Origin of the sequence: Parafrankia sp. Ea1.12, assembly GCF_900465275.1 — a bacterium.
GTDB classification, from domain to species: Bacteria; Actinomycetota; Actinomycetes; order Frankiales; family Frankiaceae; genus Parafrankia; species Parafrankia soli.
Map to the genome: position 1 here is coordinate 1 of NZ_UBIZ01000236.1, position 21,547 is coordinate 21,547.

At 72.3% G+C, this 21,547-nt stretch carries 12 protein-coding genes and 1 pseudogene; all 13 read right to left on the bottom strand.

Annotated features, from left to right (window positions below):
* On the bottom strand, positions 1 to 1,470 hold a 1,470-nt coding region (locus tag FMEAI12_RS09530; RefSeq protein ID WP_146776661.1), incomplete at its 3' end, for an Hsp70 family protein.
* 285 nt (positions 1,471 to 1,755) lie between these two features.
* Entirely contained in the window at positions 1,756 to 2,745 is a 990-nt protein-coding gene (gene meaB / locus FMEAI12_RS09535; RefSeq protein ID WP_071065654.1) for a methylmalonyl Co-A mutase-associated GTPase MeaB, read from the bottom strand.
* A gap of 5 nt (positions 2,746 to 2,750) precedes the next feature.
* Positions 2,751 to 4,973, bottom strand: coding sequence for a methylmalonyl-CoA mutase (gene scpA / locus FMEAI12_RS09540; protein WP_112105738.1), 2,223 nt, complete (start codon positions 4,971 to 4,973; stop codon positions 2,751 to 2,753).
* Positions 4,973 to 6,904: a methylmalonyl-CoA mutase subunit beta gene (locus FMEAI12_RS09545; protein WP_112105739.1), complete on the bottom strand. Its 1,932-nt coding sequence runs from the start codon at positions 6,902 to 6,904 to the stop codon at positions 4,973 to 4,975. Before FMEAI12_RS09545 ends, scpA begins: the two co-directional genes overlap by 1 nt.
* 70 nt (positions 6,905 to 6,974) lie before the next feature.
* Positions 6,975 to 7,715, bottom strand: coding sequence for a hypothetical protein (locus FMEAI12_RS09550; protein ID WP_235013855.1), 741 nt, complete (start codon positions 7,713 to 7,715; stop codon positions 6,975 to 6,977).
* Positions 7,716 to 7,968: 253 nt separating this feature from the next.
* Positions 7,969 to 8,097 (bottom strand): annotated as a pseudogene (locus tag FMEAI12_RS39815) (hypothetical protein); the annotation flags it as partial.
* Between the two features lie 327 nt (positions 8,098 to 8,424).
* Entirely contained in the window at positions 8,425 to 9,378 is a 954-nt protein-coding gene (locus FMEAI12_RS09555; RefSeq protein ID WP_112105740.1) for a sulfite exporter TauE/SafE family protein, read from the bottom strand.
* Between the two features lie 240 nt (positions 9,379 to 9,618).
* Positions 9,619 to 10,074: a tellurite resistance TerB family protein gene (locus FMEAI12_RS09560; protein ID WP_112105741.1), complete on the bottom strand. Its 456-nt coding sequence runs from the start codon at positions 10,072 to 10,074 to the stop codon at positions 9,619 to 9,621.
* A gap of 247 nt (positions 10,075 to 10,321) precedes the next feature.
* The gene (locus FMEAI12_RS09565; RefSeq protein ID WP_368672063.1) at positions 10,322 to 11,131 is read right to left on the bottom strand and encodes a peptidoglycan-binding protein; all 810 of its coding nucleotides are present in this window, start codon (positions 11,129 to 11,131) and stop codon (positions 10,322 to 10,324) included.
* Positions 11,132 to 11,333: 202 nt separating this feature from the next.
* A complete protein-coding gene (locus tag FMEAI12_RS09570) occupies positions 11,334 to 13,496 on the bottom strand; it encodes a hypothetical protein (RefSeq protein WP_112105742.1) in 2,163 nt (720 codons plus the stop codon).
* Between the two features lie 412 nt (positions 13,497 to 13,908).
* Positions 13,909 to 14,508: an adenylate kinase gene (locus FMEAI12_RS09575; RefSeq protein WP_071065616.1), complete on the bottom strand. Its 600-nt coding sequence runs from the start codon at positions 14,506 to 14,508 to the stop codon at positions 13,909 to 13,911.
* Positions 14,509 to 14,753: 245 nt separating this feature from the next.
* Complete coding sequence (locus tag FMEAI12_RS09580; protein ID WP_112105743.1) at positions 14,754 to 16,199, bottom strand: glutamate synthase subunit beta; 1,446 nt, start codon at positions 16,197 to 16,199, stop codon at positions 14,754 to 14,756.
* Positions 16,200 to 16,503: 304 nt separating this feature from the next.
* Entirely contained in the window at positions 16,504 to 21,156 is a 4,653-nt protein-coding gene (gene gltB, locus FMEAI12_RS09585; protein WP_112105744.1) for a glutamate synthase large subunit, read from the bottom strand.
* Between the last annotated feature and the right edge of the window lie 391 nt (positions 21,157 to 21,547).

Consider the following 21,547-nt stretch of genomic DNA (forward strand, 5'->3'; position numbering starts at 1 on the left):
GGGTGGCGGTGTTCCGTGGCCGCCGCGGGAGATCAGGGTGTCGTCCGCCGAGTCGCCATGGTGGCCGATCGCCGTGGCGTCGGGGTCGGCGGCGGGCGGCTGTCCCGTCCGGTCGGGCCATGAGGTGTAGCCCAGGCTGGAGGCGCTGACGCCGGCGGCCGCTCCCCCGAACACCGCCCCGCCGGGGGGAACCGGCCCGCTGGACGTGTCGCCGTCACCGGCGGCCGGCCCGCCGGTCGACGCCACGGCGCCGGGCGGCACTGACCCGACCGGCGGCACTGACCCGACCGGCGGGACCGGGCGCAGGGGCGGGACAGAGCTCAGCGGCGGCGTGGAGAGGATCGGCGGGCTGCTGTCCGGCGGCCGGATGACCGAGGTGACCTCCTCGCGGGAGGACTGGGCAGCCAGCCGCGCGGCGATCAGCGCCGCGCCCGTCGCGATGTCGTCGTCCGAGCCGTACTCCCACCGGCCGACGCTCGGGAACGCCGCCCGCATCTGGGCGGCGACGATCGGCATCCGCGCCGCACCGCCGTAGAGGAGCACGGAGGAGAGATCCTCGGGGGTCGCCTCACCCGTTCGGAGGGTCCGCCGGAACGCCCGGACCGTGTCGTCGACGACCGGCGCGACGAGGGTCTCAAGATCCGCGCGGCGCAGCACCACCGATGTCGAGGGCAGGCCGGGAAGCGCGAGGGCGACCTCGATCTCGTCCTCCTCCGCGAGGTACTCCTTCGCCTGGGCGCACTCCTCACGCAGCCGGGCGAGTGCCGCGGTGACCACGGGATCGGAGCGGTCGAGCCGCTCCCGGCCGGCGCCGGCCTCGGCCAGCACCCGCTCGACCAGCAGCTCGTCGAAGTCGGCCCCGCCGGCGTGGTTCACCCCGACCGATGTGCCCAGCTGCTGGAACCCGAACGGGCTGAACGACAGCACCGCCGCGTCGAAGTGCCCGGCGCCGAAGTCGTAGACGCCGACGAGGTCGACCGTGCGGGTCCCCGAGCGGCGGGCGAGCAGGGTGCCGATCGCGTCGGCGGCCGCGCAGGTCGCGACGGGTGCAGAGACGTCCGAGAGCTGGCTGACGGCGGAGGCGAACACCTCGCGGCGGTGCGCGGGCCAGAAGGCGGGATGCGCGACGACGATCTGCTCGGGCTCCTCCCCCCGGGCCGCGACGATCTGCCCGACCAGGTGGCCGACCAGCCGGGCGAGCAGCCCGTCCGGGCTGTACGCAGCGCCGCCGACCAGCAGGTGGCCGGGCTCGCCGAGCCGGCGCAGGAACCCCCGGGCAGCCCGGTCGGGATCGGTGCGGGCCCGCCTCTCAGCCGAGCGCCCGAACAGCACACCGCCCGTCTGGGGCATGTACAGGACGGACGGCACGGCTCGGGCGCCGCCCAGGGTCAGCACGGCGGGCCAGCCCCCGTCCGTGGCGGCGACGACTGTGGTAGCCGATCCGACGTCGATGCCAAGCTGGTAACCCACTGGTCCTCCGGGTGTGCTCGTTCGCCGCCCGCCACGGCAGGCGATGCACGCCGTGCGGTCCCCCGACCCGCCCCGATGCCACCCGACACCGTCAGAGCTCAAAACGGGTCGTTTAACTGTCAACGAAACAGGCCGACCGGCACATCGTAGGCGTACAGACCGACTTTTCCCTATCCGGTACCGGACATCGGCGCGGAGCCCCGCGCCGATGCCGGAAACGCCTTCCACCGCAGCTCAGAACCGCTCGTGTCGACCGGTCGGGCGCTGCCTCGGCGGCCGCTCGGGCTAACCGGACTCGAATGCCCTGAGGATCGCGTCGGCGGCGAGCGTCGGCGTCAGCTCGCCGTCCTCGACCTGGCGTTCCAGGCCGCCGGTCAGGTTCGCGACCCGCGGGTCGTCGTGCAGGCGGGACAGCAGGCGATCGTGCACCATCGCCCACATCCAGTCGACCTGCTGGCGGCGGCGGCGGGCGGCGAGCTCGCCGGAGGCGTCGAGGGTGTCCTGGTGTTTGAGGACCTGCCCCCAGACCGTGTCCAGGCCGGTGCGTTCCGCGGCGCTGCAGGTCAGCACCGGGGTCTGCCACTCCCGCGCGCCGCCCTGTAACAGCCGGATCGCCCCGGCCAGCTCACGCGCGGCGCGGCGCGCGTCGAGCTCGTGCGGCCCGTCCGCCTTGTTGACCGCGATGACGTCCGCCAGCTCCAGGACGCCCTTCTTGATGCCCTGAAGCTGGTCGCCCGTCCGGGCCAGGGTCAGGAACAGGAAGGTGTCGACCATGTCGGCGACCGTGGTCTCGGACTGGCCGACCCCGACCGTCTCGACAAGCACCACGTCGTACCCGGCGGCCTCCATGATGACCATGGCCTCGCGGGTGGCCTTGGCGACGCCGCCGAGGGTCCCCGCGGTCGGTGAGGGCCGGATGAACGCGGCCGGGTCGGCGGACAGGGCCTCCATCCGGGTCTTGTCGCCGAGGATGCTCCCGCCCGTGCGGGTGGACGACGGGTCGACCGCGAGCACCGCCACCTGGTGCCCGGCCGCGGTGAGCGTCGTGCCGAGCGCGTCGATGAACGTCGACTTGCCGACCCCGGGGACGCCGGTGATCCCGACCCTGCGGGCCTTCCCCGCGTGCGGGAGCAGGGTCACCAGCAGCTGCTGGGCCGCCTCCCGGTGGTCGGCCCGGGTCGACTCGACCAGTGTGATGGCGCGCGCGACCCACATCCGCGACGACGCGAGGACACCGTCGACGTACGCGGCGACGTCGACGGGCCGGCGGGCCAGTGCGGTCAAGGCGCCGTGGTGTGGCCGAGCTGGTCGGACAGCGTGGCCAGCAGCTCGATCGCCGCGTCCGCGATGACCGTGCCAGGCGGGAAGATCGCGGCGGCACCGGCGGCGCGCAGGGCGTCGAAGTCCTGCGGCGGGATGACCCCACCGACGACGACGAGGATGTCGTCGCGCTCGAGCGCCGCCAGCTCCTCCTTCAGCGCCGGGACCAGCGTGAGGTGCCCGGCGGCGAGCGAGGACACGCCGATGATCTGGACGTCCGCCTCGACGGCCTGGCGGGCCACCTCGGTGGGCGTCTGGAACAGCGGGCCGACGTCCACGTCGAAGCCGATGTCGGCGAAGGCCGTGGCGATCACCTTCTGGCCACGGTCGTGCCCGTCCTGGCCCATCTTCGCGACGAGGATCCGTGGGCGCCGGCCCTCGGCCCGCTCGAAGGCCGCCGCGGCCTCGCGGGCGGCGACGATGTTGCCGGCCGGCCCGGCCTCATCCCGGTACACACCCGAGATCGTACGGATCTGACCGGAGTGCCTCCCGTACACCTTCTCCAGGGCGTCGGAGATCTCACCCACGGTCGCCTTGGCGCGGGCGGCGTCGACTGCCAGTGCGAGCAGGTTGTGCCCCAGGTCGGACGGCCGGCTGCCGTCGCGGGCCGCGTCGGCCGCGGCGGTCAGCGCGTGCAGCGCCGACTCGACGGCGGCGGTGTCACGCTCCTCGCGCAGCCGGCGCAGCTTCTCGATCTGACCGACCCGGACCGCCGAGTTGTCGACCTTCAGGACGTCGATGGCCTCGTCCGCGTCCACCCGGTACTTGTTGACCCCGACGAGCGGCTGGCGTCCGGCGTCGATGCGGGCCTGGGTGCGTGCCGCCGCCTCCTCGATGCGCATCTTTGGGATGCCGGCGTCGATCGCCTGCGCCATCCCGCCGGTCGACTCGACCTCGGTGATGTGCGCCCAGGCCTTGCGGGCCAGGTCGTAGGTGAGCCGCTCGACATAGTGGCTGCCGCCCCACGGGTCGACGACCCGGGTGGTACCGGACTCCTGCTGGAGCAGCAGCTGGGTGTTGCGCGCGATGCGGGCGGAGAAGTCGGTGGGCAGCGCCAGCGCCTCGTCGAGGGCGTTGGTGTGCAGCGACTGGGTGTGCCCCTGGGTGGCGGCCATCGCCTCGACGCAGGTGCGCACGACGTTGTTGAAGACGTCCTGGGCGGTCAGCGACCATCCGGAGGTCTGCGAGTGCGTCCGCAGCGACGTCGAACGGGCGCTGGTCGGGCCGAACTGGTTCACCAGCCGCGCCCACAGCAGGCGCGCCGCGCGCATCTTGGCGACTTCCATGAAGAAGTTCATGCCGATCGCCCAGAAGAACGACAGCCGGGGGGCGAATGCGTCGATCTCCAGGCCGGCGCCCAGACCCGCCCGGATGTACTCGACGCCGTCCGCCAGCGTGTAGGCGAGCTCCAGGTCGGCGGTCGCGCCCGCCTCCTGCATGTGGTAGCCGGAGATGGAGATCGAGTTGAATCGCGGCATCCGCTTCGAGGTGTACGCGAAGATGTCCGAGATGATCTGCATCGACGGCTGCGGCGGGTAGATGTAGGTGTTGCGGACCATGAACTCTTTGAGGATGTCGTTCTGGATGGTGCCGGCGAGCTGCTCCGGTGCCACCCCCTGTTCCTCGGCGGCGACGATGTACAGCGCCAGGACCGGCAGCACCGCGCCGTTCATGGTCATCGACACGCTCATCCGGTCCAGCGGGATGCCGTCGAAGAGCTGGCGCATGTCGTAGATCGAGTCGATGGCCACACCGGCCATACCCACGTCGCCGGTGACCCGCGGGTGGTCGCTGTCGTACCCGCGGTGGGTCGGCAGGTCGAAGGCCACCGAGAGGCCCTTCTGGCCGGCGGCCAGGTTGCGCCGGTAGAAGGCGTTCGACTCGGCCGCGGTGGAGAACCCCGCGTACTGGCGGATCGTCCACGGCTGGGTCACGTACATCGCCGGGTACGGGCCGCGCAGGTAGGGGGCGATGCCCGGGTAGGTGCCGAGGAAGTCCAGGCCGGCCGTGTCGGCCGCGGTGTACAGCGGCTTCACCGCGATGCCCTCGGGGGTGTCCCAGGTCAGCGCGTCGGCGTCCTTGCCGGTGGCCTGCTCGAGCGCGACCCGCCACTGGGCCTCGTCGGCGTCCGCGCCGCTGGGTGCTCCGAGCGCGATCTCGGCGAAGTCGGGGATCGATGACATCAGGCCACTCCCGCCTCTGCGAGGGTCGTCCGCAGCACCTCGACGGCGTTGCAGCCGGTGAAGACGTACCCGCTCACGCCCGCCGCGGCGTCGGTCTCCGCGCGCGAGCCGGCCTTGCCGGCCAGCCAGATCCGCGTGGCCCCCGCCGCGTGCAGCGCCTCGGCCACCGGGGCCGCCCACTCGGCGTACACCTTGTCCCCCGAGCACAGGCAGGCGACCTTCGCGCCGGACGCGGTGAACGCGGCCGCGATCGCGGCCGGATCCGTGCCCGGGCCCGAGTCGGGCGTGGCCAGGCCGCCGGCCTGGAACAGGTTCGCGGCGAAGGTCGCGCGGGCGGTGAACGCCGAGGCCCCGCCGATCGTGGCCAGGAAGACCGCGGGCCGGGCGCCGGTGGCGGCGGCGTGCGCGTCCGACCGGGCGCGCAGCGCCTCGTAATCCTGGTCGTAGGTGACGGTCGGCAGCCCGTGGCCGCCACCGGCCTCGGTCGTGCCGGTCGCGGCCGTGGCGCCGGACGGGCCGGCCTCCGCCGGGGCGGGCGGCCGATCGGGGAGCTTCTCACCCAGGTTGGGGAACTCGCTGACACCGGTCAGCGGATCACGCCGGTGCGCGATCGCGTCCGCACGGGCCGCCCAGGTCACGGCGAGGCGGGCCCGCAGCGAGCCGTCCGCCAGCGTGGCCGAGATCCCTCCGGCACGCTCGATCTCAGTGAAGACCGCCCACGCCGCCTCGGCAAGGGAGTCGGTGAGCGACTCGACGTACCAGGAGCCCCCGGCCGGGTCGATCACCCGGATCAGGCTCGCCTCCTCCTGCAGCAGCGTCTGCGTGTTCCGCGCGATCCGACGGGCGAAGTCGTCGGCGAGCCCGAGCCTGATGTCGAAGGGCAGCACGGTGACCGCGTCCGCGCCGCCGATCCCCGCCGCGAAGCAGGCCACGGTGGTGCGGAGCATGTTCACCCAGGGGTCACGGCGGGACATCATCGCGGACGAGGTGACCGCGTGCTGGCGCTGCACCCGCTCCGCGGGCGCGGCACCGCACACCTCCGCCACCCGGGCCCACAGCCGCCGCGCCGCCCGCAGCTTGGCGATCGACAGGAACTGGTCGGCGCTCACCGCGTAGCGGAACTCGAGCTGGCCGAGGGCCTCGGCCACGCCCAGCCCGGCGTCGGTCAGCTCGCGCAGGTAGGCCACACCTGTCGCCAACGAGGCGCCGAGCTCCTCGGCGTCGCTCCCGCCGGCGTCGTGGTACGGCCGGGCGTCGACGACCAGCGTCCGCAGGCGTGGGTACTCGGCGGCGACGCGCGGGGCGAGCACGCGGGCCACGCTGAAGTCCGGCGCTGCCCCGGTGCGCGCCGCGAGCCCCAGCGGGTCCGCGCCGAGCACCCCGGTGAGCTGGGACGCCGGAACACCCCGCTCGTCGGCCAGCGCCAGGAACGCGGCGGCCGCCTCCCCGGTGAGCGCGCCCGCGTCCAGGACGACCGGAGCGAGGTCGAGGTAGACATCCCGCAGGACCTCGGCGAGCCCGTCGAGAGGCAGGCCCGCCGGACCGAGCCGCAGCCACAGCGAGGTGACGCCGTTCTCCAGGTCGGCGAGCACCACCTGACCGCCGGCCTTCGGGTCGGGGTGTACGTGCAGCGCACGGACGTCCCAGCCGTCGGTGTTGGCGCCCTGTGGCCGGCCGCCGCGGACGAACGGCGCCAGCCCCGGCAGGCCCGCACCGGCCGCGCCGGCGGCGTCCGCCGCGTCGTAGAGCGGACGGATGCGGATGCCCTCGTAGGTCGAGGTCGCGATCAGCTCCTCGGCCTCACCCGGAGCGGTGTCCTCGCCCGCAACCCCCGACTTTCGCAGCACCCCGAGGACCAGCCGCCGCCAGTCGTCCCTCGTCGAGTCCGGAAAATCGGCGGCGAGCGCCAGCTCCACCGGTGGAACGGTCATGGGACGGATCGTAGGGGCCCACGGCCCCACGAGCCCGGATTGTTCCTCCCGTCACAGCTTCCCGGGCCGGTCACGGGCCTGCCGCCAGCCATCCGGTGACCGTGGCGACGACCTTCGTCGGTGTACGAAGCACGTCGGCCCAGGTGACCCGCCGGACCCGCCATCCCAGGTCCAGCAGCTGGTTCTGCCGCTCGCGGTCCCGGTGAAGAGCCGATGGAAGCTCGTGGACGGCACCGCCGTCCGCCTCGACATCGAGCATCGCGCCGGGCCAGGCGAGGTCGAGCCGGGCCAGGACCCGCCCGGTACCGTCCGTGACGGGCCACTGGATGCACGGCGGAGGCACACCGGCGTCGTGGAGCAGGAGCCGCAGGTGTGTCTCGAGCACGGACTCCGCCCGCCCGTCCGCGAGCGCCCAGTAGGAGGCCACCCGGCGGGCACCGGGGCGCTTCACGCAGGCCGCGATCACCCTGTCCAGCCCTGTCACCAGCCGGCGGCGCAACGCGGCGTCGATCATCGCGACCGCGTCCTCTCGTGAACCGGCCAGGACGAGGTCCGCGAGGGTCCGGTCCGGACCGGTGACGGGGATTCCGTCGAGCTCGACCAGATCGCCGACCGCGACCGACCCGAAGTGGCTGACCGTCCCCTCCATCTGCCTCCGGGAACCGTACACCGGCAGCCGGAGGTGCACCGGCTCGTCGTCGGCGAGCCGCGGAAGCCCTTCGAAGCCCAGCAGCCGCCCAGCCGTCACGCCGCACGCCACCGCGCCGGGACGCGCCAGCAGCACGGCGCGAACACGCAGCCGAAACGGCAACCGGGCCTTCGCGGTCGGGTCGGTGAAATCGGCGGCCGGCCAGGATGTCGCTCCGGCGGTAGCCGCCCCGGGGGTAGCCGCCCCGGGGGTAGCCGCCCCGGGGGTAGCCGCTCCGGCTCGGTACGGAGTCAGGCGGCGGCCCGTGATCAGACAGGCGACCGCCGACCTCGCCATCCGCGCTCAGCGTGGCGCCGGGGAGGACGTAGATGCCCTGCCGGGCGCGCAGCCAGATCCCCGAGCGCACCAGGTGTCTCAGGAGATCTGGCGTGAGGCCCACGCCGAGGGCCTGTCGGGTGGTGATCAACCCGTGCTGGCGGCGAGCGAGGCGCACAGCGCTTCCCAGGCCCTCATGGCTCCATGCACCTGACGCACCTTTCGACACACGGGCACTTTCGCCCGAAGTACCGATGCCGTCCAGCGGGTAGAAAATTCTAATTCGTGAGCCTTCCGAGTTTTCCGGAGGGGAACTTCCTCGCCCTTCGGTAACCGCCTCACCCCTTCGGGGCTGAATCCTGGCTGATTTCGCCCCGAAAGGGCAAGAAAGCCGATAAATGGCGAGCAGTCGTGGCGACTACCACACGCCTCCGAGCGATACTCAGAACACGCCTGGTTCACGGGGCTACCGGCTACCCGGCGCGACCTCGATCGGCGATTACCCGCCACCGGACGCGATTTCGATCAGCGTCACCAGCCACCGGGCACGACCCCGTCAGCCGCGGATCAACAGGACCACAGCCACCACCAGACCGAGCACGATCACAGCAGCGCGCAGGGCTGACGCGGGAAGCCGTCGGGCGACCCGCGCGCCGAGGACCCCACCGGCCGCCGACGTCACGACAAGGATTCCGGCGTAGGCCCAGGACACCTGAGCGGTGACGAGGAAGACCACGACGCCGATCGCGTTCACACCGAACGAGAGCAGGGTCTTGAGGGCGTTCGTCCGCTGGAGCTCGTCGACCAGCAGAATTCCGAGAACACCGAGCAGAACCACACCGAGCCCGGCCCCGAAGTAGGAGCCGTACGCCCCCGCGATGAACACCCCGATCCGGGTCGGCCAGGTGACGGCTCCGACGGAGGGTTCGACACCGACCAGCCCACCGAGCGCCCGCTGGTCCTCCGGCACGCCGAGTGGCGGGCCGAGTGGCGGGCCGGAGGTGGCCAGCTCGCGCCGGGCTCTCGGCCGCGCAGGTTCCGCGCCACCCGCCAGGGAGCTGCCCGCCACGCCCACCGGCGAGGTTTCGCCCGCCGCGGGCCGGGTGGTCCCCAGCGCGGCTGCCCGGCGGCGGGCGACGAGCGCGGCCAGCCTCGACTGCGCGGCCAGGAGGAGGCAGGCCACGATCACCAGGAACGGCACGGCGGACCGGAAGCCGTCCGACGGGGTCAGCAGCAGGACGACCGCGCCGACCAGGCCGCCGAGCATCGCCGGTGGGCCGAGCGCCTTCAACCTGGACGTCTGTCCGGCCAGTTCTCGCCGGTAGCCCAGGGCCCCGCCCGCGTACCCGGTGACGAGCCCGACCGAGGAGGTGATGTTGGCGGTGAGGGCGGGCAGGCCGGTGGCGAGCAGCGCCGGGAACGCGATCAGGGTGCCGCCGCCCGCCACGGCGTTCACGGCCCCCGCGAGCAGGCCGGCCCCGGCGACGAGAACAGCGTCGGCTGGTCCCACCTGTCCTCCGTCTGGTCGTGACGAGCCGCTGGTCCGCCGGAACGCCACCGGGCGCGCCGGGCTGGAAACGACAAAATCACGTTCGTCCGGACGGGTGGCCGCTGCCAGGAATTGCGGCCCAGGTCACGGTGGCCGAACATGGCCGAGGAAGCCGGCCCGGGCAGTCACCGATCACCGCGTTCCCGGCGACCGGCTATCGACTCCTGGCTCCCCCGACCAGCGACCGCGGGCCCGCGACGGTCAGAGGTCGAACTCCTCCGGGTTGATCCCCACCGCGAAGCACGCCTCGCGGACGATCGCCTGCTCGGTCTTGTCGAAGTTGCCGTCGGCGCCGCCGATGACGATGCCGATCTGGATCACGGCGCGGGCCTCGGTCGGCTTCTTCTTGACCTTCCCGATCTCCTGGAGGATCGAGACCTTGCCGAAGTCGAAGTCGGCCTGCAGCTTGCCCAGGTAGTCGTTGAACCGCCGTTGGAGGTCGTCGGCCGCGAAGTTCGACAGCACGTCGTTGCCGACGATCAGCGACGCGACCCGCTGCCGCTCGGCGGGGTCGACGCTGCCGTCCGACGCGGCCACGAGCGCGCACATCGCCATGCTCGCGTCGCGGAACGCGCCGCTCTTGAGATCGTTCTTCTTCGCGTTGAGCTGTCCCTGCATGCTCTGCGCGGACTGTCGTAGCTGGTTCCAGATCGGCACCTGTGCTCCTTTGCCGGTGGCGTGTCCGGTGTCACAAGGATCCCGGCGTCTTTCGCTCACGAAGGTCGCGGGGCCGTACGCACCCGACCGGAGTCGGGCGTGCCGGGTCGGTCCAGGCCCGGGACCGGGCCTGAACCAGACAAGACTCCCACGAGTGAACGCGCGGACCGCGGACGACGCTCCCCACCCGACCCGTCCGCACGATTCGGCCGCGTTCGGCCCCGGCGGGGGCACCCGGCCGGGGCCGTCAGCGGACCAGCACCGTCGTCCCGATCGCACCGATACCCGCCGCCCACAGCCAGTCCATCGCCTCGTTGGTGACCCGAACGCAGCCGTGGGACGCCGCGCGGCCCGGCACGGACACGTAGCCGTGCACCGCGATCCCGTCGGTGTGGAAGTACTTCGGCCGGTACAGGCCGCCGAGCGGGCCCGGGTCCACGCCGTCGACCTGCCGGTACACATGCCAGGTACCCCGCGGGGTGTCGGCGAGGAGGCGCTGGCCGCGCACCTCGTACCAGCGCTCCGTCCCGGTCGAGGTGTTGAGGATCTGGCGGACCGATCCGTCCTGGACGACGAGCAGCAGCTGGCGCGTGACATCGACCTCCAGCGCCAGGCCCGAACCGGTGACGGCCAGCGGTCGGGGGCCCTGCCGGAGCGACGCCCAGGTGGCCGGGCCCACCAGGCCGTCCCGCTCCAGTCCGGCGACCTTCTGGGCGGCGAGGACGGCCTGCACCGTCAGGACTCCGTAGATCCCGTTGGGCTCGCCGAGCCAGTAGCCCAGCTCGACCAGCCGCCGCTGGAGAGCGAGCACGGGCGCCCCCTGGTCACCCGGGCCGAGCAGGCCCGGAAGGTCCGTCCCGGCCGCGAGAACCGGCTCCGGCGGAGCCGGCGGTGCGGGCAGGACAGGTGAACCGGGCAGGACAGGTGAACCGGGCAGGGCGGGTGGGCCGGTTGACGGGGGTGCCGGTGCGGCCGCGCCGGTCGTCGCCCAGGCCGCCGCCAGGCCGTGGCCACCGAGGCCGGGACCGGCGGGTACTCCCACCAGCACGGCGGACATCACCAGTGTGCCGGTCGCTGATCTGGCGTGTTCGAAACGGCGAGATCTGCACCGAGGATCCATACCACCCATAGCCGTATATTGCCTTGCGCGCAGTAAACATCCCCCGGCGGGGACGTCTCATCTCCGCACCGACAATGCGCAACCTGTCATTCAGAATTATGAATCAGCCAGATAGCCTCCGACATTAGCCGCAAAGCGGTCAGTTGACGGCGTTCAACCGGTCGACCGCGACGGCGGCGTCACCGATGTTGACGAAATCGACCGCGACGAAGGTGGGGCGCCGGCCCTGTTCGGTCTCGCACTGCCTGGACCGCGCGAGGATCCGGTCGGCACGGTTCGCGACCACGGCGGCCTGCCGGCTGGGTGCCGCGTCCGTCACCCAGTTGTTGAGCAGGAGCAGCGGCGATCCCGCGGCTCCCCGCAGGCGGGCGCAGCCGGTCAGTTTCTCCGGGGAGTCCACCGAGAACGGGGTGTCCGACGCGTAGCGGTAGAAACTACGCAGGAATGTCCCGGGCATGTCCTGGCTCTCGGCGAAGACGACGAGGCGCCGGCCGGACTCGACCATCTCCCGCAACGTGGGCCACTCGCCGTCCTCATCGGCCGGCGGGGTGGCGACGATGCGGGACAGGCCGGCCTGCGCGACGGCGCCGGCGATCTCCGGCGCGGGCACCTGATCCTGAATGATCAACGTCACCACCTCGGTGGGGTTTCGGTCCATCCAGTCCCGGACCTGGCCGAGTTCCGCGGTCAGGTCGAGCGCCCCGAGCTGGCACAGGTTGTGGCACAGCCACAGCCCCGGCCGGGCCGACCGGGCGTTGCGGGTCAGCGGCTCGATGGCCGTGCGGGTCGAGGGCGGCAACGTCTCGAGGACGGCGTCCACCTGCTCGGGCGTCGTCCAGTGGTGGACGTCGAGCAGCAGGGCGCGCACCCCGAGGTCGAGCTGGTGCACCAGCGACGGGTCCTGGGTCGGGCCGAGGAAGCGGTCCTCGCTGGTCGCCATCGCGTTGTGGGTGGCCAGGTAGGTCACCTCGTCGTACCGGCTGTCACACAGGCGGATCTGGCTGTTACACAGCTCCCGCGCGTTCGCCGCGGCACCGGGGAAGGCGACCCAGGTCAGCGCGATCATCATCGGGGCGGCCACGGTGAAGCCGGCGGCGAGGCGGCGGCGCCGGCCGGCCCGGCCCCAGCGCGCGGAGAGTGCCACGAGCAGCGCGCCGCCGAGGATCGTCAGCCCCACCGCGAGCGTCCAGGCGACGATGCGCAGGTAGTCGGACTCGATGTCGCCGTACGCGTGCCGGGAGAAGTCGGCGAGCACCGCGCCGGCGCCGGGCGGCAGCGGCCCACCGGGCTTCTCCAGGGCGAGCAGCGGGTTCGGCAGCAGCATCCGCAGCACCACGCCCAGGACGCCCGCCGCGACCCCGGCGACGACGACCGCCCCCGCCAGCGCCCGCATCCGGGACCGGCCGCGGGCGACTGCCAGTGCGACGATCGCCACGCAGATCAGCCCGGCGAGGCCCAGCAGCGCCAGGCTGAGCCCGTCGAGCGCCGCCGAGACGTCGTGCAGCTTGGACACGGCGCTGATCGCGGGCTCGTCGCGCAGGTCGGAGAGGCGGACGCCCAGGTTGAGTACGGCGCCGTCGGTGAGGTGGGCGCGCATCTCGCCGACCGCCCGCTCGTCGCCCTCGAACAGCAGCGGACCGACCCGGGCCAGCGCTCCGGCCACGTCACCGGAGCGCAGGTCCGCGCGCAGGGGGGCGGCCACCGCGTCGCGGTCCGCCGGCTTCAGCCGGCCGAGCACCGCCTCCACCACCCGGTCGGTGTCCTGCGCCGAGAGCTCCATGGTGGGCAGCGCGGTGGGCGGTCGACCGGCGACGATGTCGTCGAGCGCGTCGAGGACGGAGCGGGTGAACTGGGTGACCGACTCGACCTGGTAGCTCGTGCCGGTGCCGATCTCGCCCGCGATGTAGCGGTTGGCCAGGCCGGAGATGTTGCCGAAGATCGGGGTCAGGTCGACGCTGAACTCGATGTCGTCCTGGCGCGCGCGCAGGTAGTCGACGATGCGCCCGATCTGCTCGTCGGTCATCGCCTCCACCGTCGACGGAGGCAGCACCGTGCGCAGGTTCGCGGTGACCAGGGTGGGGTCGACGGGCAGGCCGGAGAGCAGGGATTCGACGGCGGGGTCGGGCAGCACCTCGGTGTAGAGGCGGTCGTAGGCGTTCGCCTCGGTGAGCGCCTGGGAGTAGAAGTCCGCACTCAGAACGGTCGTGCGCGAGGTGGCGAGCACGACGAAGGGCAGCCAGAGGAGCGCCAGCAACACGGCCAGCCCCCACTGGCCCGCCCGACGCCGGGGGCTGTCCCGCACGACCCGCCCGCCCGAGGCCCGGGACCGCCCGGCATCCGGGAGGCGGCCGGAACGCCACCCGCGCCTGGAGCGACCGGAGCCACCAGCACCAGCGAAGCCGGCGGGGCTCGCCGAATCCGGCGCGGCCGCGGACTCCGCTCCGGTCGCGCCGGCCGGGCCAGCCGTGGAGGAGGGACCGCCGTCCCTGGGGGCGGGCAGGCCGTGCCTTACATCCGGGGCGGAACCCGCAGGACCCGCAGCTCCCGAGCCGGACATGGCCACCCACCGGCGAGCGCGCGCCCGGATCCCAGAACGCGCCGGCATCCCAGAACCCATCCGGCCATCCCCGACCTGTCACCGCATGCCGTCACTGACAGGTCCAATTTATCCCGCCACGGGATCTCTCGACCCGCCCGGACACCCGAAGGTCACGTCAGGGACGGGCCGCCCGCAACTCGGGATGGGCCGCCGCCGCGAGGATCTCCTCGATACGGGCGGCGACCTCGTCCGGCGTGCCGGTGCCGTCCACGGTGCGCAGGAGACCCTGCTCGGCATAGTGGCTGCGCAGCGGGGCCGTCTCCTCGGCGAACACCTTCAGCCGCCGCCGCGCCGTCTCCTGGTTGTCGTCGAGGCGGCCCTCGGACAGCGAGCGCCGGCCGATCCGGGCGAGTACCTCGGTCTCGTCGACGTCGAGGTCGAGGACCAGGTGGAGTGGCCCGCAGGTGGCGGTCAGCATGCGGTCGAGCGCCTCGGCCTGCGGCAGCGTCCGGGGGAAGCCGTCGAGCAGGAACCCCACCCCGCAGTCGATGCCGGTGGCGAGGCGCTCGGCGACCATGTCCAGGACGATCTCGTCCGGGACGAGCTCACCGGCCCGGACATAGTGCTCGGCCCGCCGGCCCAGCGGCGACCCGGCGGAGATCTGCTGGTCGAAGAGCTGACCGGTCGAGATCGCCGGCACGCCGTGGCGCGCGCTGATCCGCGCGGCCTGGGTCCCCTTGCCGGCGCCGGGCGGGCCGAGCAGCACGAGCCTCATGGCCTGCACGGTACCGGCTGGTTGGCTTCCAGTAGAGCCGCCGCGACGGTGAACCGGGGCAGACCGGACGCGACGCGAGCGATTTCACCCAACGGTCGACCTCCCCAACAGGTGAAATCCGTCCCGATCCGCAACCAGGGACCCACGGACGGGTGGAGCCGGGTGGACGGGTCCAATGACCCCACCCGGACCGGGCCGACGACGATCGAGCCCCGGCCGGGCGTTCGCCCGGCCGGGGCTCGGGGTCAGGGCCGGCGGGTCGGCAGGATCGGAGCCGGCAGGTCGGTCGTCCCCATCAGGTGCCGGTCGACGGCGGCGGCCGCCGAGCGCCCCTCCGCGATGGCCCAGACGATCAGGGACTGGCCACGGCCCATGTCACCGGCCACGAACACGCCGGGCACCGACGTCGACCAACCAAGATCGCGGGCGACGTTGCCGCGGGCGTCCAGCTCGACGCCGAGCTGCTCGAGCAGGCCGGGGCGCTCCGGGCCGACGAAGCCCATCGCCAGCAGCACCAGGTCGCACGGCAGCTCGGTCTCGCTGCCCTCGATCTTCTGGAAGCGCCCGTCGACCATCTGGACCTCGTGCATGAGCAGGGCCCGCACGTTGCCCTCGTCATCGCCGACGAAGCGCTCGGTGGAGACGGCGAAGACCCGCTCGCCGCCCTCCTCGTGCGCACTGGACACCCGGTAGACGATCGGGAAGGACGGCCACGGGTTCGCCGGCGGCCGGGAGGCGGGCGGCCGCGGCATGATCTCGAGCTGGTGGACGGACAGGGCGCCCTGCCGGTGCGAGGTGCCCAGGCAGTCCGCCCCGGTGTCGCCACCGCCGATGATCACGACCCGCTTGCCGGCAGCGGAGATCGTCGTCTCGGCCAGGTCCCCCTGCTGCACCCGGTTCGCCGGGACCAGGAACTCCATGGCCAGGTGGATGCCCCGCAGCTCCCGCCCGGGGACGGGAAGGTCACGCCCCACCGTCGACCCGCCGGCCAGGACGACCGCGTCGTAGGACGAGCGCAGCTCGTCGGCGGTGATGTCGACGCCCACGTTGCACGAGGTGACGAACGACGTCCCCTCGGCCTCCATCTGGGCCAGACGGTTGTCGAGGACCCGCTTCTCCATCTTGAACTCGGGGATGCCGTAGCGGAGCAGGCCGCCGGCGCGGTCGGCCCGCTCGTAGACGACCACCTCGTGGCCGGCCCGGGTGAGCTGCTGGGCGGCGGCGAGGCCGGCCGGGCCCGAGCCGACGACCGCGACGCGGCGGCCCGTGCGCACCGACGGCGGCACCGGCACGACCGACCCGTCCGAGATGGCACGGTCGATGATGGTGACCTCGATCTGCTTGATGGTCACCGGGTCGTCCCCGATGCCCAGCACGCAGGCCGCCTCGCACGGCGCGGGGCACAGCCGCCCGGTGAACTCCGGGAAGTTGTTCGTCGCGTGCAGCCGTTCGATCGCCTCGGACCAGTCCGAGCGGCGGGCGAGGTCGTTCCACTCGGGAATGATGTTCCCGAGCGGGCAGCCCTCGTGGCAGAACGGGATGCCGCAGTCCATGCACCGGCCCGCCTGGTCACGCAGCGCCGGCTCCGGGAACGACTCGTACACCTCGCGCCAGTCGGTGATGCGCACGTCCACCGGTCGGCGCGTGGGCAGCTCCCGGCGGTGCTTGAGAAAGCCGGTCGGGTCAGCCATGCCGCTCCTGTCGGTTCCATGAGGCCGCTGTGACGTGTCCGCCCCGCGTGCCCCGCTGATGGTTCGGGGACGCCGGCATCGCGTTCCCGGCCGTGATGTCGGTCGACGTTCGTTCGGTCGGTCGTTGGGTCAGTCGACGCCCGCTCGGTCGACGTCCGGTCGGGCTGGCGCGTCATTCGGTCTGGCGTGTCATTCGGTCTGGCGCGTCGTACGGTCTGGCGGTCGATCTGCAGCGGTGCGGAGAATCGTCCTCCGAAAACCGCGCTCGCGCGAAGGATCGCCGCGAGGTGGGCTGCCGCGCCGGTCAGACGCGCGCGGCGGCCATGATCGCATCCTCCACCGACAGGCCCTGCTCCTCGGCGCTCCGCATCGCCGCCAGTACCCGCTTGTAGTCCTTCGGCATGACCTTGACGAAGTCCTCCTGGGCGCCGGCCCAGTTGGCGATCAACCGGGACGCGATGGCCGAACCGGTTTCCCGGTAGTGCTTCTCGACGATGCCACGCAGCGCGGACCGGTCGTCGTCGTCGAGCGGATCGACGTCCACCATCTCGGTGTTGATGCGCTGGATGACCGGCTTGTACAGGTAGGCCACGCCGCCGCTCATGCCGGCCGCGAAGTTGCGCCCGATCGGCCCGAGAACCACCACCGTACCGCCGGTCATGTACTCGCAGCCGTGGTCGCCGACCCCCTCGACGACCGCGGTGGCTCCGGAGTTGCGCACGCAGAACCGCTCGCCGACGATGCCGCGGAAGAACGCCTCGCCGGCGGTCGCGCCGTAGAGCAGCACGTTGCCCGCGACGGTGTTCTCCTCGGCGCGCAGCGGCGACTCCTTCGGCGGGAAGACGATGATCCGCCCGCCGGACAGCCCCTTGCCGGTGTAGTCGTTGACGTCGCCCTCGAGGGTGAGGGTCATCCCGCGCGGCACGAACGCCCCGAAGCTCTGCCCCGCGGAGCCGGTGAACCGCAGCGAGATCGTGTCGTCGGGCAGGCCGGCGGCCCCGTACCGCTTCGTCACCTCGTAGCCGAGCATGGTCCCGACCGTCCGGTTGACGTTGCGGATCGGCATCTCCAGCCAGACCGGACGGCCATCCTCGATCGCGCCCTCGCAGAGCTGGATCAGGGAGTTGTCCAGGGCCTTGTCGAGCCCGTGGTCCTGGCTGGCGGTGCAGTGCAGCGAGCCGCCGAACGGCCGCTCCGGGGTGTGCAGCAGCGGGGTGATGTCGAGCCCGGAGGCCTTCCAGTGGTCGATGGCGGCGCGGGCGTCGAGCAGGTCGACCCGCCCCACCGCCTCGGCGATGCTGCGCAGCCCGAGGGCGGCCAGGTGCTCCCGGACCTCCTCTGCGATGAAGGTGAAGAACGCCTCGACGAACTCCGGCCGGCCGGTGAAACGCGCGCGCAGCTCCGGGTTCTGGGTCGCCACGCCGACGGGGCAGGTGTCGAGGTGGCAGACGCGCATCATCACGCAACCCGCGACGACGAGCGGCGCCGTGGCGAAACCGAACTCCTCGGCGCCGAGGAGCGCGCCGACGACGACGTCCCGCCCGGTCTTCATCTGGCCGTCGACCTGGACGACGATCCGGTCCCGCAGGCCGTTGAGCAGCAGCGTCTGCTGGGTCTCTGCGAGCCCGAGCTCCCAGGGGGCGCCGGCATGCTTGAGCGAGGTCAGCGGGGAGGCGCCGGTGCCGCCGTCGTGGCCGGAGATGAGCACGACGTCGGCGTGCGCCTTGGAGACTCCCGCGGCCACCGTCCCGACGCCGACCTCGGCGACGAGCTTGACGTGCACCCGGGCCTTCGGATTGGCGTTCTTCAGGTCGTGGATGAGCTGGGCGAGATCCTCGATCGAGTAGATGTCGTGGTGCGGCGGCGGCGAGATCAGACCCACGCCCGGCGTGGAGTGCCGGGTCTTCGCGATCCACGGGTACACCTTGTGCCCGGGCAGCTGGCCGCCCTCCCCCGGCTTCGCGCCCTGCGCCATCTTGATCTGGATGTCGTCCGCGTTCGCCAGGTACTCGCTGGTCACGCCGAACCGGCCGCTCGCGACCTGCTTGACCGCCGAGCGACGCAGGTCGCCGTTCTCGTCGGGAAGGAACCGGCGCGCGTCCTCGCCGCCCTCACCGGTGTTCGACTTCCCACCCAGGCGGTTCATCGCGATCGCCAGCGTCTCGTGCGCCTCGGCGCTGATCGAGCCGTACGACATGGCGCCGGTCGCGAACCGCTTCACGATCTCCGACACCGGCTCGACCTGGTCGATCGGGATCGGCGCCCGCCCGCGGGTACGCAGCTCGAACAGCCCGCGCAGCGTCGCGTTCTCCCGGGAGAGGCCGTCGACCTTCGCGGTGTACTGACGGAACAGGTCGTACTGACGGCTGCGGGTGGAGTGCTGGAGCAGGAAGACCGTCTCCGGGTTGAACAGGTGCAGCTCGCCCTCGCGCCGCCACTGGTACTCGCCGCCGACCTCGAGGGTGCGGTGCGCCAGCTCGGACGGGACGGTCGGGTAGGCGCGCCGGTGGCGGGCCGCGACCTCCTCTGCGATGACGTCGATGCCGACGCCGTCCAGCCGGCTCGGGGTGCCGACGAAGTACTGGTCGACGAGCTCCTGGGCGAGCCCGATCGCCTCGAAGACCTGGGCGCCGGTGTAGCTCGCCACCGTCGAGATGCCCATCTTGGACATCACCTTGAGCAGACCCTTGCCGAGGCCCTTGATCAGGTTCTTCTCGGCCTGCTCGCGCTCGATGCCGGTGAGCTCGCCGCGGGCGAGGAGGTCGTCGATCGACTCGAACGCCAGGTACGGGTTGACCGCCGCCGCGCCGTACCCGGTGAGCAGGGCGATGTGGTGGACCTCCCGGGCGTCGCCGCACTCGACGATCAGGCCGACCTTCGTCCGGGTCTTCTCCCGGATCAGGTGGTGGTGGACGGCGGCCGTCAGCAGCAGCGACGGGATCGGCGCCTTGCGCTCATCGGAGTCGCGGTCCGAGAGGACCACAATGCGGGCACCGTCGGCGATCGCCTCGCTGACGCCGGAACAGATCTCCGCCAGCCGCGCGGCCAGCGCCACCCCGCCGCCGGCGACGTCGTAGAGACCACGCACGGTCACCGAGGCGAACCCGGGCATGTCACCGTCGTCGTTGATGCCGATGATCCGCGCCAGCTGGGTGTTGCTGATCACCGGGAACGGCAGATGCACCATGCGCGCCGACGCAGGGGACGGCGCGAGCAGGTTCCCCTCCGGGCCCAGCGTGCGCCCGAGGCTGGTGACCAGCTCCTCCCGGATGGCGTCCAGCGGCGGGTTCGTGACCTGCGCGAACAGCTGGGTGAAGTAGTCGAACAGCAGCCGCGGCCGGCTGGAGAGCACCGCGACCGGGGTGTCGGTGCCCATCGACCCGATCGGCTCGGCCCCGGTACGGGCCATCGGGCCGATGATGATCCGCAGCTCCTCCTGGGAGTAGCCGAACACCTGCTGGCGGCGCATGACGGACGAGTGCCCGTACAGGACGTGCTCGCGCTCGGGCAGGTCGTCGAGGGAGATCAGCCCGGCGTGCAGCCACTCCTCGTACGGGGCGGCGGAGGCCAGCTCGGACTTGATCTCGTCGTCGCTGACGATCCGGCCCTGCGCGGTGTCGACGAGGAACATCCGGCCCGGCTGCAGGCGCCCCTTGCGCACCACCCGGTGCGGCGGGATGTCGAGCACGCCGACCTCGGAGGCCATCACGACCAGGCCGTCGTCGGTCACCCAGTACCGGGACGGACGCAGGCCGTTGCGGTCGAGCACCGCGCCGATGACCGTGCCGTCGGTGAACGCGATGGACGCCGGCCCGTCCCAGGGCTCCATGAGCGCGGAGTGGAAGCGGTAGAAGGCCCGGCGGGCCGCGTCCATCTCCTCGTGGTTCTCCCACGCCTCGGGGATCATCATCAGCACCGCGTGCGGCAGCGACCGGCCGCCCAGGTGCAGCAGCTCCAGCACCTCGTCGAAGCTGGCCGAGTCGCTGGCGCCGTCCGCGCAGATCGGGAACAGCCGGGACAGGTCGCCGGGGATGAGGTCGCTGGCGAGCAGCGCCTCCCGCGCCCGCATCCAGTTGCGGTTGCCGCGCACCGTGTTGATCTCGCCGTTGTGGGCGATCAGCCGGTACGGGTGGGCCAGCGGCCAGCTCGGGAACGTGTTCGTCGAGAACCGGCTGTGGACCAGCGCGATGGCGCTGGCGAACCGCGGGTCGTCGAGGTCCGGGAAGTAGGCGGAAAGCTGATGGGTGGTCAGCATGCCCTTGTAGACGATGGTCCGCGACGACAGCGAGGGCATGTACACGCCGGTCTCCCGGCGCACCCGCTTGCGCACGCAGAACGCGCGGCGCTCAAGCTCCATGGCGTCGAAGCCGTCGGGCCCGGTCGCGGTCGAGGGCGCGGACGGATCGGTGGTGAGGACCGCCGTGCCTACGCCGTCAGCGGCCCCGGCAGCGCCGGCGATCTCGGCGCCGTCGGCCGTGACGGGCGCGACGCGCGGCCGCGTCGGCGTGCCGGGCAGCGCGAGGAAGACCTGCCGCATCCACGGCTCGACCTCACGGGCGGCGTGGCCGACGATGTGGCTGACGGTCGGCACCTCCCGCCACCCCAGGACACGCAGGCCCTCCTGGCGGACGATCCGGCTGATGGTCCGGACGGCGTCGTCGCGCTCGCCGGCGACCTGCGGCAGGAACACGGTGCCCACCGCGTACCGACCGGGCGCGGGCAGCGCGAACTCGACGACGTCACGGAAGAAGACGTCCGGGACCTGGACGAGGATGCCCGCGCCGTCACCGGTGTCAGGATCGCTGCCCGACGCACCCCGGTGATCGAGATTGCGCAGCACGGTCAGACCCTGATCGACCAGCTCATGACTGCGCCGGCCGTGCACATCGACGACGAAGCCGACGCCGCAGGCGTCGTGTTCGAAGGTGGGGTCGTAGAGACCTTGCGCAGTCGGCATCCGGCGGTGTCCTGTCCATCTTCAAGGGCCGATGGGAGCGGACGACGCTGTCCGGAGGGCGGCGCGACGAGATGACGGGCTGGTCGCCAGCTCCACGCCTCTACCGAGTGTGCCATGAGCGCGCCGGATCCGCCGTGATCGCTAATGTCCGCCAGGTCACAGCAAGATGACGGCAGATTTCCTGGACGATCAACGAAGTTCAGGTAAAAGGCGTCGATGACAGAAAATGTCACAGCGAGGCAACATCGTTGTCACCGAACGCGTCGCCCGGCGACCCGGCCCGGACGGACAGCCGGCCCGGGTGACGACACACTCCCGGTCCGCAGTGTACGGATCTCGTCCAGCCGCCGGTCCGCCCGGCCGAGGAACGGACCGATTCCAGGGTCCGGCG

Coding starts and splice junctions, on each gene's coding strand:
- gltB (WP_112105744.1), bottom strand. CDS start 21,156: ATGCCGACTGCGCAAGGTCTCTACGACCCCACCTTCGAACACGACGCC.
- scpA (WP_112105738.1), bottom strand. CDS start 4,973: ATGTCATCGATCCCCGACTTCGCCGAGATCGCGCTCGGAGCACCCAGC.
- FMEAI12_RS09545 (WP_112105739.1), bottom strand. CDS start 6,904: ATGACCGTTCCACCGGTGGAGCTGGCGCTCGCCGCCGATTTTCCGGAC.
- FMEAI12_RS09575 (WP_071065616.1), bottom strand. CDS start 14,508: ATGAGGCTCGTGCTGCTCGGCCCGCCCGGCGCCGGCAAGGGGACCCAG.
- FMEAI12_RS09580 (WP_112105743.1), bottom strand. CDS start 16,199: ATGGCTGACCCGACCGGCTTTCTCAAGCACCGCCGGGAGCTGCCCACG.
- FMEAI12_RS09565 (WP_368672063.1), bottom strand. CDS start 11,131: ATGTCCGCCGTGCTGGTGGGAGTACCCGCCGGTCCCGGCCTCGGTGGC.